The organism is Candidatus Sungiibacteriota bacterium (assembly GCA_016432465.1).
Lineage (GTDB): Bacteria > Patescibacteriota > Minisyncoccia > Sungbacterales > HO2-52-23.
This window is the reverse complement of the sequence record CP066690.1, coordinates 1-14074: the sequence shown is the minus strand read 5'-3', so window position 1 is coordinate 14074 and position 14074 is coordinate 1. Positions and strand designations below refer to the sequence as shown.

Annotated in this window: 15 protein-coding genes; 8 read left to right on the top strand and 7 right to left on the bottom strand. The window is 44.3% G+C overall.

The annotated features are described in order from the left end of the window. Positions 1-57 precede the first annotated feature (57 nt). Positions 58-450, top strand: a complete 393-nt coding sequence (gene rplU, locus HYW89_00075; protein QQG45327.1) for a 50S ribosomal protein L21 — start codon at positions 58-60, stop codon at positions 448-450. A gap of 23 nt (positions 451-473) precedes the next feature. On the opposite strand, the gene HYW89_00070 is transcribed toward rplU, so the two are convergent. The 5 genes from HYW89_00070 to HYW89_00050 all read right to left on the bottom strand — a co-directional run bounded on the left by HYW89_00070 (position 474) and on the right by HYW89_00050 (position 5483). After that, positions 474-1049: a hypothetical protein gene (locus tag HYW89_00070; GenBank protein ID QQG45326.1), complete on the bottom strand. Its 576-nt coding sequence runs from the start codon at positions 1047-1049 to the stop codon at positions 474-476. 40 nt (positions 1050-1089) lie between these two features. Next, positions 1090-1722 carry a recombination protein RecR gene (gene recR / locus HYW89_00065; protein ID QQG45325.1) on the bottom strand — a complete coding sequence of 211 codons (633 nt, stop codon included), beginning with the start codon at positions 1720-1722 and terminating at the stop codon, positions 1090-1092. Then, entirely contained in the window at positions 1719-3098 is a 1380-nt protein-coding gene (dnaB, locus tag HYW89_00060) for a replicative DNA helicase (protein QQG45324.1), read from the bottom strand. The genes recR and dnaB overlap by 4 nt, the downstream gene beginning before the upstream one ends. 111 nt (positions 3099-3209) lie before the next feature. Then, positions 3210-4601: a cysteine--tRNA ligase gene (locus HYW89_00055; GenBank protein ID QQG45323.1), complete on the bottom strand. Its 1392-nt coding sequence runs from the start codon at positions 4599-4601 to the stop codon at positions 3210-3212. A gap of 21 nt (positions 4602-4622) precedes the next feature. Continuing rightward, positions 4623-5483 (bottom strand): magnesium transporter CorA family protein, encoded by an 861-nt coding sequence (locus HYW89_00050; GenBank protein ID QQG45322.1) that lies wholly within the window; start codon positions 5481-5483, stop codon positions 4623-4625. 165 nt (positions 5484-5648) lie between these two features. Here HYW89_00050 and purB point away from each other — a divergent pair, with 165 nt between their 5' ends. Beyond that, complete coding sequence (gene purB, locus HYW89_00045) at positions 5649-6923, top strand: adenylosuccinate lyase (protein QQG45321.1); 1275 nt, start codon at positions 5649-5651, stop codon at positions 6921-6923. A 48-nt stretch (positions 6924-6971) separates the two neighbouring features. Here the strand turns inward: purB and HYW89_00040 are convergent, their stop codons facing one another. Continuing rightward, complete coding sequence (locus tag HYW89_00040; GenBank protein ID QQG45320.1) at positions 6972-7451, bottom strand: hypothetical protein; 480 nt, start codon at positions 7449-7451, stop codon at positions 6972-6974. Positions 7452-7572: 121 nt separating this feature from the next. Between HYW89_00040 and HYW89_00035 the strand changes: the two genes are divergently transcribed. The 6 genes from HYW89_00035 (at position 7573) to cas2 (ending at position 13488) form a co-directional block, all read left to right on the top strand. Continuing rightward, positions 7573-8283, top strand: a complete 711-nt coding sequence (locus HYW89_00035) for a hypothetical protein (protein QQG45319.1) — start codon at positions 7573-7575, stop codon at positions 8281-8283. Next, a complete protein-coding gene (locus HYW89_00030) occupies positions 8267-8806 on the top strand; it encodes a nucleotide exchange factor GrpE (GenBank protein QQG45318.1) in 540 nt (179 codons plus the stop codon). The genes HYW89_00035 and HYW89_00030 overlap by 17 nt, the downstream gene beginning before the upstream one ends. 40 nt (positions 8807-8846) lie before the next feature. Next, on the top strand, positions 8847-10727 hold the full coding sequence (gene dnaK, locus HYW89_00025) for a molecular chaperone DnaK (GenBank protein QQG45317.1): 1881 nt from the start codon (positions 8847-8849) through the stop codon (positions 10725-10727). Continuing rightward, a complete protein-coding gene (locus HYW89_00020; protein ID QQG45316.1) occupies positions 10708-11664 on the top strand; it encodes a hypothetical protein in 957 nt (318 codons plus the stop codon). The genes dnaK and HYW89_00020 overlap by 20 nt, the downstream gene beginning before the upstream one ends. A gap of 64 nt (positions 11665-11728) precedes the next feature. After that, on the top strand, positions 11729-12853 hold the full coding sequence (gene dnaJ / locus HYW89_00015; protein ID QQG45315.1) for a molecular chaperone DnaJ: 1125 nt from the start codon (positions 11729-11731) through the stop codon (positions 12851-12853). Positions 12854-12933: 80 nt separating this feature from the next. Continuing rightward, the gene (cas2, locus tag HYW89_00010; protein QQG45314.1) at positions 12934-13488 is read left to right on the top strand and encodes a CRISPR-associated endonuclease Cas2; all 555 of its coding nucleotides are present in this window, start codon (positions 12934-12936) and stop codon (positions 13486-13488) included. Positions 13489-13677: 189 nt separating this feature from the next. Here the strand turns inward: cas2 and HYW89_00005 are convergent. After that, the coding region (locus HYW89_00005) for a hypothetical protein (GenBank protein ID QQG45313.1) at positions 13678-14074 on the bottom strand (397 nt) is incomplete at its 5' end.

The following is a 14074-nucleotide window of genomic DNA, read 5'->3' as shown; positions in this document are numbered from 1 at the left end:
TAAAAAACCCCGCCCATATCGTTCGCGATATAGCGGGGCAAGCCGATGGTAAAACATATGACACAATTTGCAGTAATAAAAACTGGCGGTAAGCAATACCTAGTATCTGCGGGACAAAAATTAAAAGTTGAAAAAATAGACGCCCCGCCAAAAGCGAGGCTCGCCCAGCAGGGCGGCAAAGAAGGCGGGCCTTCGCCCGCCGGAGCGGCTTCGGCCCGCGAAGGCGGGAAAGTTGTGTTTGGCGAAGTATTGCTTGTGGCTAATGATAAAAAAATAGAGATAGGAACTCCGTACGTAAAGGGGGCAAGGGTAGAAGCCAAAACTATAAAACAGGGAAGGAGTAAAAAAATCCTTGTCTTTAAATATCATTCCAAAACGAGGTATCGCAAGAAAAAAGGGCATAGACAACCGTTTACCGAAGTTGAAATACAAAAAATTGTAACAAAATGAAAAGGAGCACATCAGGTGCACCCTTATTTTACTTTTTTTAGACTTTCTTTTATTAACGACTCAACTAATGGTTTTGCGTCTTCCAAAGAGGTGGGGTACTTAATAAACCCTGTAGGATTTAAAAGCGTACCACTACTGGGATGACGATTCCATCCCTGAGGTGTAAGTATGTATGTTCCAAAATATCCCGCAATTAGCCCCCTACCTGAAAACTTAGGTGAATACACCCCTCCAGCATAGTAAGAAGGTAGGCCTTCATGTGCAGGGTTCTCAAGTTGCCATTCCAACTCTACTGCAGCGCGCCATCCGAGACCATGGATACGATAAAACCTTACCCGTATTTTGCGCAGTACTTCTTTATTTGACCAGCTATAGTCTTCAAATATCCAAGCTTGATTTTCAACACCCTGAAGCAAGTCCGGCGATAAGGGAATAGTAACTCCGTCAATTACTAACGGCGGGAAGTCCTGTGGTTTTAGCGTGCGCCAATCAGTAGCATTAACATTAACCTTGGCGCATCCTGAAAATAGCAAACCGATCATAAACCCGAAAACCGCGATATAAATTAAATCCCGGTACCAAGAAGGATGTTTATCCATCCCCGCTCCTTGTAAAAGGTCTTGAAATACAGTGTACTCTTTACTTTCTGTTTGTCAAGGCGTTTTTCAGAGTAACCTCGTCGGCATACTCAAGCTCCGAACCCAAAGAAAGCCCCCGTCCCAAACGGGAAATTTTTAATCCCTGATGTTGATTTTTAAGAGGTTCCAAAATTCGTTCCAGGTAAAGTGCGGTGGTATCGCCCTCGGTAGTGGAATTAGTCGCAAGTATAACTTCAACCTCCGGGTTGGTACCAAGCAGGGTCCTAACTCGCTCATGCAGGGTTTTAAGATGCAGACGCTTAGGCGACTCCGGATCAAGAGGAGATATTACGCCGCCCAACACATGATAAAGGCCGTGATACGCGCTGGTTTTTTCAAGCTCTTGCATATCCGACTCTTTTTCCACCACGGCAATAATCGTTTTCTCGCGTCTGGAATCTTTGCAGAAAACACAAAGCAACGGAGCATCGTCCGAGCGTTCTACGGTCCGAAAACATTGTCCGCAGACGCTTACTTTTTTGCCTGCCTCCTGCAGGGCTGAAATCAAATTTTGTAAAAAACTGTTGTTTTCTTTGAGAATAAAAAAAGAAAAACGAGCCGCTTGTCTCGGGCCAATACCCGGGAGTTTGGTAAAAAGCGCTATTAGATTTTGGACTGGTTTTGGGTAAATCACGAGGTTGTTTCTTCAAAATGTTTTGCCAATGATCGGAAAGACGTTGTTTCCTCGTGAAAATAAAGCTCGACTTTGCCGGTTGGACCATTACGGTGTTTTTCAATATGAATTTCGGCAATGTTTTTGCGGTCTGTATTTCTCTTATCTTTATCTTCACGGTAAATAAACATTACCACGTCCGCGTCCTGCTCAATGGTTCCCGAATCCCTCAAATCCGAAAGTTTAGGGATCGCCGGGTGGCGCATCTCAACCCCGCGGGATAGTTGCGATACAGCGAGAACCGGGACGCTTAACTCCTTGGCCATACCTTTTAATGCCCGCGAAATTTCTGAAACCTCCTGCACCCGTGATTCAGTATAACCGCCGCCATTAATAAGTTGTAAATAATCAATTACCACCAATCCCAATTCGTGTTCCGCCTGAAGCCGACGGGCTTTCGCGCGTATCTCCATGACCGTGGGGGAAGGGGAGTCATCCATAAAAATGGGGGCTTGGGAAAGCACTTCCATAGCATCGCGCACCCGGACGAAATCATTATCAGGTCCTTCCGACCTCATACGCCCCGTTCGCAGTCTCCAAAGATCCACATTGGCCTCACTGGCAATCAGGCGATCAATCAACTGCTCCCGCGACATTTCCAAACTAAAAATCCCTACCGCTTTTTTTTCATCAAGAGCAACATTACGGGCGATATTTAAAGCCAAAGAGGTTTTCCCTAAACTCGGTCGTGAGGCCAAAACAATCAAGTCTGATTTTTGAAGACCGGCCAGATAGTTATCCAAGTCGGCAAATCCGGTAGAGACGCCGCGCAGGGCTCCGTCGCCTTTATGCAGACGATCAATCCTGTCCCAAGCCTCATCCAAAACCTCACGCACAGCTATAAACTCCTGCTTCAAAGAATCTTTGGAAATCCCAAAAATTTTCTGTTCCGCCTCGTCAATAAGTTTCTCTACGTCCTCGGCCTCTTTATAACCAAGCTGGGCAATATGATGCGAGGCTTCAATTAGATCGCGCAAGAGTCGCTTTCTTCGCACAATGGATGCATAATGCGCAACATGGCTTGCGGTAGGAACGGTGTTAATAAGACTCGTAAGATACGCGGAGCCGCCGATCTCTTCCAGTTTGTTTTTTTCTTTAAGGCGCGTGGTAATGCTTAAAACATCAATAGGTTCACGATGTCCGAATAAATCCAACATGGCTTCGTAAATTTCCCGATGACTGGGCTTATAAAAATCATGCGGAGCCAACGCATCCACCACTTTAAAAATAGCGTCTTTATCTAACATCAAAGAGCCCAAGGCCGACATCTCGGCTTCTATATTTTGCGGGGGCATGCGTATTTCAGTTGAAATTGTGGATTTTTCTAACACCGGCATGTTCTTAGCTTAACGCCGCCCAAAAACTTTTGGCAATAGGAAAAGTTGTGAATAAATCCCCAACACCTTCCTACGAGGTTTTCTGGGAAGGTGGCGGGGTATAAAAGCCCATTAACGCCTCCTTGTCAGAGGTCCCATGGGTGTATCTTCAACAGTATAGCCCCAAGTTATAATCCGGGAGCGGACCCTATCAGCCTTTGTCCACTCCTTGTTTTTCCGATATTCTTCGCGTTTTTTAACTAAAGCAAGAATTTTCACAGGGATTTCTTCTGACTTTAGACTTTTTAGTCCTAGTCCAAGAACCCTGTCAGCGTCATAGAGAAGAGTAAGAATTTCCTTTGAGTTATATCTACGGGGGTTTTTGTTGTAGTTATGCGCTATATCCCAGACAACAGACAAGGCTTCTGGCATGTCTAAGTCATCAGCCAGCGCCCGTCCGAACTTTCGTAGATATCCCGCCATAGAGGTTAAACCTCGGTGGCGCTCGGTACGCAGTCGTATGACAAAGTTCTGCAAGTGCTCTAAAGAGTTTTGAGCCGCCTTCAAGGACTCCCATGTAAAATTAAGTTTGGAACGGTAGTGAGAGGTAAGAATAAGATAACGAAAGACGAGGGGATTAAAACCTTTGGCCTCTATATCGCGCAGGGTAAAAACATTGCCAAGCGATTTAGACATTTTCTCGCCGTTAACTAAAAGGTGTTCGCCCTCAACAAAAAATCTTACAAATTTTTTTCCGGTTGCGCCTTCAGATTGGGCAATTTCGTTTTCATGGTGCGGAAATATCAAATCCACGCCGCCGGCATGAATGTCAAAAGTGGGGCCGAGATATTTCATAGACATTGCCGAACACTCCAAATGCCAACCCGGCCTGCCCGCCGTAGCTTTAGCGAAGGCGGGTCCGCCCGCGCTAAAAACTGCCTTCCACGACGGCTCTCCCGCCTTTTTTTCTTTCCAAAGCACAAAATCCTGCACGTCGTGCTTGGTATATTCATCACTATCCACCCGCGCTCCGGCCTTTAACTCGCGGTGTGACAGACGGGACAGGCGACCATAGGTCTTAAATTTGGAGATATCAAAATAAATTGACCCATCAACCTGATAAGCAAGTTTCTTTTTGAGAAGAGAGGCTATCAGTCGCACCATTTCGGTTATATGCTTGGTTGCTTTTGGGTATTTCCACGCTTTTTCAATATTAAGTTTTTTGAGATCCTCAAAAAATGCTTTCTCATATGGTTTCACAAACTCAAAAATAGTTTTTTTTGCTTTTTTGGCATCGCGAATAATTTTATCGTCCACATCCGTAATATTCATAACATGGCGAACTTTATAGCCGGCATATTCTATAGTGCGACGCAGTACGTCCTCAAAAATATAAGTCCGCAGATTGCCAATATGCGCAAAATTATACACCGTAGGCCCACAAGTATATAAACCAACCCACTCTTTGCGGAGTGGGCGGAAAAGTTCTTTTTTGCGGGTGAGCGTATTATAAAGCTTTATCATTTGTTTACATATGAGCTCAACTCAAACCAACTTACGCCATCTAAGTACGGCATATACCGCACCGGTGGTCAAAATCATCAGACCCAAGATATTCCAAAAAGCATTAGGCTGATCCGAGAGGGGTATTCTCACAATATTCATTCCGTAGATATTGGCAATCGCTGTCGGAATAAAACTGATAAAAGCGAGGATAGTGAAAACCCGCATAATTTCATTGGTTTTGGAGGCAAGTAGAGAATTATTGGTATCGTAAAGCGCATCCAATGTTTCTTTGTGGTTTTCCAAAAGATTCCACACCTTCAGATATTCTCCGACTAAATCTGTGAGGAAGGGTTTTACCTTTTCTCCATAAAGTTGCGTCCCTTGCAATACCAGAGACTCCAAGGTTAAATGTTGAGGCTTTACGGCCCGCCTGAAATCAAGAACGTTTCTTTTAAGAATAGATATGTCCTCCAAGATTTCTTTCTCCCTGTCGGCAAACACTTTTTCTTCCATAGAGTCAATGTGCGCCTGTATTTGATCAAGCTCCCGCAGGGAAAAGGCAAAAAACTGCCGCAGTAGATAATAGAGAAGGTGTATGGGGCTTTTGCCGTATTGATCCCCGGCATTTTTTTCCTCTTCACATTCGTGCCAAAAACCTTCCAGGGTTGGGATATCATCATACTGTACGGTGATCAAGGTATCAGCCATCAAAATAAAGTCCACCTCGTAGGAGACTGTTTTTTTATGCTCCTCAATAAAGCTGGGGAAATGCAATACCATGTAAATATGGTGATCGTAGTTTTCCACCCGCGGTCTGATGGTTAGTGTTTCCAGCTCTTCTAAAACCAATGGGTGGATTTGAGGAAAACGCGACCGCAGTTCATTAATATCTTCTGCCATTGGCCGGACCACCGAAACCCACGTGATATTTTTAATTTTTTGCTCTCTTAGCATAACAGTCTGTTATTTTTACGCTTATTGTCTTTTTAATTATATACTCTATAATCACCAAGTCTAGTTGTGGATAAGGGGGCGAGGGTGGTTCCGCGCTATTCTATCCCCACCATGACTGCACTTTGGTCTGATCAAAATAAGTTTACCGCTTGGTTAACTGTTGAGTTGGCAGTAATTGAGGCGCGCGAGAAACTCAAACTCATCCCCGACGGAACCTTTAAAAGGATTAAACAACAAGCTGTCTTTTCCCTTTGGAAAATAGAGGAGTACGAAAAAAGAACCAGCCATGACTTGATCGCGTTTGTAGAGTCGGTTTCTGAACACCTTGAAGAAGAACTGCAAAAATATTTCCACTACGGCCTAACCAGTTATGATATAGAAGATTCGGCAAGGGCTCTCCTGGTACGCAGAGGGTTTGAAATCATATTTGAGGGTATAGAAAAGGTTGCCCAAGCTTTAGAAAAAAAAGCTCGCCTATATAAAGCTGTCCCAATGATAGGTAGAACCCATGGCCAGCACGCAGAACCAATTACGGTTGGGCTTAAGTTTCTTTGCTGGTACGATGATCTTATACGTCAGAAAAAGTTTCTGCATCTGGCCTACGATGAAATGGCTTATACCAAAATTTCGGGGGCCGTAGGGATCTATGGCAGTGGATTAGCTCCGGAATTGGAATGGCAGACCTTACGGTTGCTCCATCTTTTTCCTGCGAGGACCTCCAGACAAATTATATTGCGTGATCGACATGCCCATGTACTCAACGCTTTAGCGAGTTTGGCGGGGGTCTTAGAGAATATTTTCTTGAATATCCGGCTTTTAGCCCAGACCGAAGTGGGGGAATTCCGAGAAGTATTTCAAAAAGGTCAAAAGGGTTCATCGCGTATGCCCCATAAAAGAAATGCCTCTATCCGTTCGGAACAGCTCGACGGTTTAAGCTCGGTTGTGCGCGGATATGCCGGTATTATGCTGGAACATATAAAGACTTGGGGGGAACGGGATATTAGCCATTCCAGCGTAGAAAGAATCATCGTGCCCGATGCCTTTCAACTAGTACATTATATGCTAAAGACCCTGGAAGAAATAGTTACCGATCTTGAAGTCAATCAAGAAAAAATCACAAATAACCTTCTCCTGACTCAAGGAATAATTTTTTCACCAGAGGTTAGAGATTTGCTTCTAACTTTTGGGTTTAACTCAGAGACGGCCTACCTCATAAGCCAACAAGATGCTCTTAGGGCCGTTACCGAGGGCCAATCTTATCTTTCCGTACTTCTTGGAGACGAGAGAATACCTTCAGAATTAAAAACTGGAGAATTACAAAAAATCTTTGATCTTAAAAGCAAACTACGCCATGTTGATGATATTTTTGCACGGTTCGGGCTATAAAAAAAGGCGCACTCATTTGGGTTGCGCCTGTCTTTTTTTAGTCTTTAGTTACCAATTGCGACTTTGACAGCTAAGGGACTCAACGTCCTTGAAGACGATTGTCTTAAGCCTTTCAATAGCGCCCTGAAGCTGTGTTTTGGTTTGATAAACAGTTACTCTAATATAAGTAAAGGGGCCTTCTCCCACGTCAATGAACATGCTGTTGGGTAGATCTAAGGATAACAGAACGCCCGACGCTAACAACCTCTCTTTTTGTTTAAGTATTGTAGTGGAAATGTAGATATATGACGACGTTTCTCCATAGGGCCTGTCAATGGCTATTGAGTAGGCGATTTCTCCCACAGAACCATCACACAGCCAATACTGCTTCTGCTGTATTTGCAGCGGCTCCACCGCCGCTACTAAGTGACGGATACCACGCGTAACTTCAACCAGGACCCAAGACCCCTCTGTTGCATAAACGCTGTTCGGGAATGAATTACTTAGGATTATTCCAACCAAGAGCAGCATACTAAGGAGCCGTCTCATTGCTGGCATCCTCCCGTGGACCATAACCCCAGAGTAAATTATACTCCATCTTAGAGTATTTTGTCAACCATTTAGCACTCTACTTGACAGAGTGCTAAGAGGGACTATACTGTAGCTTATAATGTTAAAAGAGCGTCAAAAAACCATACTGGAAGCAACGATTCTTGAACATTTGAGAACCGCGCGACCAGTTGCTTCACGGGAACTTACGCATGAACTAAAGCATAAAGCCAGCCCCGCCACCATAAGAAATGAAATGATGCGTTTGGATGACTTGGGCTATTTGGAACAGCCCCACATATCGGCCGGAAGAGTTCCTACTGATAAAGGCTACCGTTTTTTTGTAGATAATTTGCTTCAGGATTACGAATTGGAGAGAAAAGAGCGTCAGTGGGTTGACGAAGTTTTTGCCATAAACGAACAAGGAGAATTTTTACAGGAAGTTACGAGGGCCATCGCTCAAATTTCTGGCATATTTGCAGTAGGCGGCCTCCCGGAAGAACACATTTTTTCTAAAAGCGGCTTTGCCGAGGTTCTGGAAGAGCCAGAATTTCAGGCTCGGGAGACGATGCAAAAATTCAGCTATCTTGTAGATTCCGTGGAGGAAGAAGTTACCGCGTTTATTGGTGACGAGATTGACTTTCCCGAAACTATCTTTATAGGCTCCGAAAATCCTATGGTAGAAGCTCGCTCCTGCGCAATGTTGTTATCTTCCTGGCATCATCCGCGAGGCTTCAGTGGTTTTTTAACCATGATAGGTCCCACACGCACCAATTACCCAAAACACAAGTCGTTGATTAAATATCTTAAAAGCCATGGACGAAAAAAATAACGAGGAGTTAGAGTTGATACCGGATGAGGAGGGTGAAACCCCAGAACTTCAACAAAAACTCAAAAAAATCAAGGCGGAACTTAAAAAATGTGAGGCAGAAAAAAAAGAATATCTGGAGGGCTGGCAGCGCGCTAAAGCCGACTATATCAATTACCGCAAAGAGGAGGGTAAACGTTTTGAAGATATGGCGCACTTTGTCACGGCGGGGCTTATCCAAGAAATACTGCCGGTACTGGATAGTTTTGATCTTGCTATGTCGCACGGTTTGCCGCCAGAAACAGAAAAAGGAATACTTTTAATACGTTCGCAGCTGCTGGATGTTTTAAAAAAGCGCGGACTTGATACAATGGATATGAAAATCGGGGACGATTTTAACCCGGCAGAACATGAAAGTATAGGAGAGTTGGAGTCGGGTATTCCTCCGGGTAAAATTGCGGAAGAGGTTCAAAAAGGATATCTTCTCCGCGAGCGAGTACTTCGTCCCGCACGAGTCCGTCTTTCAAAAACGCGACTATCAACTTAAACAAAAAAATAAAAACTATAACTTATAACTTAAAACTATTATGCCCAAAATCTTAGGTATTGATCTTGGCACCACAAATTCCGCTATGGCTGTGATAGAAGGTGGGGAGCCAAAAATAATTGAAAATAAGGAAGGAAATCGTACGACCCCTTCCATAGTGGCGATTTCCAAATCCGGAGATCGCTTAGTTGGGCTGCTGGCTAAAAGACAGGCCGTTACCAATCCCAAGAATACGCTTTTTTCCATAAAACGGCTCATTGGCCGCAAATTTACCGACTCTGAAGTCAAGCGAGATAAAGATTGGCTGCCCTATGAGTTAAAAGAGTCGGCCAACAGCGGAGTGGAAATAAAAATGGCTGAAAAATGGCATCGCCCGGAAGAAATTTCGGCCATGGTTTTACAAAAATTAAAACAGGACGCGGAGGAAAAACTGGGAGAAAAAATCACCGAAGCGGTCATTACCGTACCGGCTTATTTTGATGACTCTCAAAGAAAAGCAACACAAGCCGCGGGCGAGATAGCAGGATTTAAAGTGCGCCGGATTTTGAACGAACCCACGGCCGCGGCCTTAGCATACGGCTTCAATAAAAAGAAAAATGAGCAGATAGTTGTTTATGATTTTGGGGGCGGCACTTTTGATCTCTCCGTGCTGGAAGTCACCGAAGATACGATTGAAGTAAAGGCCGTCGGGGGAGATACGCATCTTGGAGGAGACGATTTTGACCAAAAAATTATTAAATGGATTGTAAGCGAATTTAAAAAAGAGCAGGGAATTGATTTATCCAAAGACACATTGGCGCTGCAACGTCTTAAAGAAGCGGCCGAGAAGTCCAAACACGAACTCTCCACAACCCCGGAGAGCGAATTGAATCTTCCCTTTATTACTTCTGATGAGTCCGGACCAAAACATTTGGTTATGAAATTTACCCGCGCCAAACTTGAAGAACTGGTACAGGATATGATTGACCGCTCCATGCAAATAACCAAACAAGTGGTAGCTGATTCCAAGTTCAAATTAAACGATATTGATGAGATAATTCTGGTTGGGGGGCAGACCCGCATGCCCGCCATTATTGAAGCGGTGAAAAAACTTTTTGGCAAAGACCCCAATCGCACCATCAACCCGGACGAGGTTGTGGCCCTCGGCGCTGCGGTGCAGGCCGGCATTATGCAGGGAGAAGTAAAAGATGTCCTGCTCCTTGATGTTACGCCGCTCTCTCTTGGTATTGAGACCTTGGGAGGAGTAATGACTAAAATTATTGAAAAGAATACCACTGTCCCTACGGCCAAATCCCAAATTTTCTCAACCGCTGCCGATAATCAAACTTCGGTGGAAATTCACGTGCTTCAAGGAGAACGCGAGATGGCGCATGATAACAAAACCCTAGCCCGCTTTATTTTGGACGGCATCCCGCCTTCGCCCCGCGGCCTGCCTCAAGTTGAAGTTACTTTTGATATTGATGCCAATGGAGTTCTTTCGGTCCGCGCCAAAGATAAAGCCACCGGCAAAGAACAATCGGTCCGCATAGAAGCGTCAGCCACCCTTTCTAAAGAAGACATTGAAAAAATGAAAAAGGACGCGGAACTCCATGCCGAAGAGGATAAACAAAAACGAGAACTTGTTGATGCCCGCAACACCGCTGACACTCTTATCTATACCTCCGAGAAGTCCTTGCGCGACGCAGGAGATAAAATATCCAAGGATACAAAAGAAGATCTTGAAGCCAAAATTAAGACTCTCAGGGAGGTTAAAGATAACGATAACTTAGACGCCATTAAACGCTATTCGCAAGAACTTTCATCTTCGCTCCAGAAAATCGGCGAGACATTATATAAACAAACTGATCAAAAAACTGACAGTAACAACGTAAAAGAAGCCGATTACGAAGAAAAGGAGGGTAATGAAAACAATCAATCCTAAAGAGTTGACCCTGGCTGCAGTTCTGGCGGTCTTGAGCATCGTCACTTTTTGGTATTGGAGTTTTGCTATCGCAGATTTTGTGGAGAAAGACTTTAAAGTTACATCAGCCCAAGTTACCCCACTTTTCTTTCTTGTCTTAACAGCCGCGATTTTTGGCCTTTCAGCAATATTTATAAAAAATTCGCGGCTACTTTATACAGGAGCAACCGTAGCAACTCTAGCCCCATTCTTTTTTGTCAGGGCGACTGGCGGAGTACTAGCGGTGTTGGTCTTAGCCCTTTTTCTTATGGTCATTGCCATCAGGCGCACACAAAAAGAGTTTGCGCTGTCTCTTGGTTTTAGCCTTTCCAAAATAATCCGCTCCGGCATTCCCATATATTTTACGCTTGCGTCTCTTATAGTTTCTACTTATTATTTTTCAAATCTTAATGAAGAAAGGGCCCTGGCTTCTTTTCTGCCCAAGCCCGCTTTGGAATTTACGGTAAAACTGCTTGCAGGATCATTGAAATCTATTACCGGAATTCCTCTTAGGGCCGAGGCCACGGTTGACGAAGTTCTGACGGAATTAGTCAAAAAAGGGCTGGAAGAGCAAGGCCTTTCTTTTTCGCGTATAACCCCGGAAGTTTTAAGACAAGCCGTAACCAAAGAACGAGAAACTTTTGCTGCGCAATATAAAATCAAACTTCAGGGTGACGAAAAAATAATTGATGTCTTGCAGTCAACAGCGCGCGAGCGCATCCAGGGCCTCTTGGGCCCGGCGAGCTACTATCTGCCCGCGCTCTCTACTTTGACTTTCTTTTTTGCTTTTAAAGCCCTCACTCTGCCGCTTTACTTCATAGCGCTGCTTGCCGCCTGGATATTGTTAAAACTTATGATCATTGGTAAAATACTAAAGAGTGAAAAACAAGAGGTTGCTATAGAACGGCTTACTCTCTAAGGTTTCTATGCCCGGCGCGACAACCTCAACAATATATGTTGATATATTTTGAGGGATAAAAATGATGCCCAAAGACTACTATAAAGTCTTAGGTGTTGCACGCAACGCCACAAAAGACGAAATAAAAAAGAAGTACCGCGAGCTTGCCCATAAATACCATCCTGATAAGGGGGGAGACGAAGCCCGTTTCAAAGAACTAAATGAGGCCTATCAGGTGCTCTCTGACGACCAAAAGCGTACGCAGTACGACCAGTTTGGGCAAGTATTTACAGGGGGGCAGCAGGGAGGGTTCGGATTTTCCGCCCGAGGCGGACCCGCCTCTGGCGGGGAATGGCCCGGCGGTTTTCGTTTTGATTTTGGTGAAGGGGGGGCGGGCGGTTTTGCCGACTTTGATTTTTCCGATGTTTTTGAAGACTTTTTTGGCATGGGCTCAGTTGGTACAAAACGCAGAACCGGCGAACGAAGGGGACGAGATATTAAGGTTGAGGAACGCATCTCATTTGAAGAATCAATCATGGGTGCCAAGCGGGAGCTTGAACTCTCCAAACTTTCGCGTTGCAAACGATGTCAAGGTTCCGGAGGAGAACCCGGAGCCAAATTAAAATCCTGTCCCGCCTGTCTCGGGAAAGGCAATATTCAAAAAACTCAACGCACATTCCTTGGATCTTTCACCCAAGTAAGTACTTGTCCAGAATGCAATGGATCGGGCAAGCGCCCGGAAACAACTTGCAGCGAGTGTCGCGGCAGGGGAGTGGAACAAACCATTGAACGTCTCGAAGTATTTATTCCCAAAGGAGTGCGGGAAGGAGAAATTCTAAAAATTACTGGCAAGGGAGAGGCGTCGGCGACCGGAGGAATTCCGGGTGACCTTTATATTAAAATCAACATTGAGCCGCATAAAATATTTCGTCGTCAGGGTGATGATATTATAATGCAGCTTCCGATAAAACTTTCTCAAGCAATACTAGGGGATATGGCCGAAGTTGAAACTATTGATGGCGCTATACGCCTGAAAATTCCGGAAGGCACGCAGCCCGGAGACATTCTTAAAATTCGCGGCAAGGGAGCGTATCTATCTTCCGGTTACGGTCGCGGGGATCTATTGATTGAAATTAAAGTTGAAATTCCAAAGAAAATTAACAAGCGCCTAAAAGATATACTCCAAGAACTACGCAAAGAAGGGATTTAACAATCTTTCTCGGTACGCTCTACACATTACACACTTAAAAGCGATCGCTTTTAAGTGTACAAACTTAAAAGTAAATAAAAATGTCGCGGGGTTTAGGCACAATTCAGCAAAAAGTACTATTGCTATTATTGGGTGGACTTGCTCTAGGACTTTCCGGTTCTCCTAACCGATATTTTAAGATTTTAAAAATGATAGGACGCGAGTGGAAAGAAATAGATAAACACGCATTAAAACGAGCAATTCAAAAACTATATTATTCTCGACTGGTACAAGCTACGGCTAACAAAGATGGCTCTACTACCCTAACACTTTCTGAAAACGGAAAGAGACGAGCTCTAACTTTTAAGCTGGGTGAGATGGAAATTCCTAAGCCGAATTCTTGGGACAAAAAATGGAGGGTGGTTATTTTTGATATACCGGAAAGCCGTAAAGGAGTGCGTAGCTCATTGCGTTACCAACTATGCAGGCTTGGTTTCTATAAACTTCAGAAGAGTGTCTTTATTCATCCTTACCCCTGTAGTGACGAGGTTGATTTTATAATAGAACTCTATCACGTACGCCCATATGTAAGGCAGCTGGTCGTTGAGGCACTAGACAATGAACTACATCTTAAAAAGATATTTCAGTTAATATAATTCAATTAGACACTTGTACACTTAAAAGCGATCGCTTTTAAGTGTACAAAAGACAAATACAAAATAAAACTGGGATCATTGGGTCAGGCGGTACGCGACTTGGTTGTTTTAAGGACAAAGATACTTCGGCCACTAATGGGATAGCGGCGTTTTTTCTTTTTGGAGGTGCGTTTTTCTGACTTATAATTTTTACGTTGACGCATTGGGGGTAGACGTTGAAGTGCTTGAACTATTTTGTGTTGGCAACTCTTCTTCCACCGGTGGGGGGGGCGGGGCAATAGGGGGCGGAGGAGTAGCGCTTGTGGGATCGCTGGAACAGCTTCCCGGAGTTACCAAAAGAGCGCCACTTTTTATTCTTATACAATATGGGGTGCCGTCATCTTTTTGTAACTCAAGTTTGCCAAGAGTAACTTTATTTGTCTCCACCACCACCGCTTTGATCTTCCCCTCCTCCCCAATACTCCATTTCCCATTGGAGGAAAGAATGGATTTAACATTGATTATGTCTTGGTTATTTAAATCAAGTCCAAAGGTAGTGGTGATTCTGCCGGTCAGGGAATCAATAATAATAGGAGATGTTGAGGAG

Bases quoted from the DNA above. Each gene is read 5' to 3' on its own strand.
- dnaJ (QQG45315.1), top strand. From the start codon at position 11,729: ATGCCCAAAGACTACTATAAAGTCTTAGGTGTTGCACGCAACGCCACA.
- HYW89_00020 (QQG45316.1), top strand. From the start codon at position 10,708: ATGAAAACAATCAATCCTAAAGAGTTGACCCTGGCTGCAGTTCTGGCG.
- HYW89_00040 (QQG45320.1), bottom strand. From the start codon at position 7,451: ATGAGACGGCTCCTTAGTATGCTGCTCTTGGTTGGAATAATCCTAAGT.
- HYW89_00055 (QQG45323.1), bottom strand. From the start codon at position 4,601: ATGATAAAGCTTTATAATACGCTCACCCGCAAAAAAGAACTTTTCCGC.
- dnaK (QQG45317.1), top strand. From the start codon at position 8,847: ATGCCCAAAATCTTAGGTATTGATCTTGGCACCACAAATTCCGCTATG.
- dnaB (QQG45324.1), bottom strand. From the start codon at position 3,098: ATGCCGGTGTTAGAAAAATCCACAATTTCAACTGAAATACGCATGCCC.
- rplU (QQG45327.1), top strand. From the start codon at position 58: ATGACACAATTTGCAGTAATAAAAACTGGCGGTAAGCAATACCTAGTA.
- HYW89_00030 (QQG45318.1), top strand. From the start codon at position 8,267: ATGGACGAAAAAAATAACGAGGAGTTAGAGTTGATACCGGATGAGGAG.
- HYW89_00050 (QQG45322.1), bottom strand. From the start codon at position 5,483: ATGGCAGAAGATATTAATGAACTGCGGTCGCGTTTTCCTCAAATCCAC.
- HYW89_00035 (QQG45319.1), top strand. From the start codon at position 7,573: ATGTTAAAAGAGCGTCAAAAAACCATACTGGAAGCAACGATTCTTGAA.
- cas2 (QQG45314.1), top strand. From the start codon at position 12,934: ATGTCGCGGGGTTTAGGCACAATTCAGCAAAAAGTACTATTGCTATTA.
- HYW89_00070 (QQG45326.1), bottom strand. From the start codon at position 1,049: ATGGATAAACATCCTTCTTGGTACCGGGATTTAATTTATATCGCGGTT.
- purB (QQG45321.1), top strand. From the start codon at position 5,649: ATGACTGCACTTTGGTCTGATCAAAATAAGTTTACCGCTTGGTTAACT.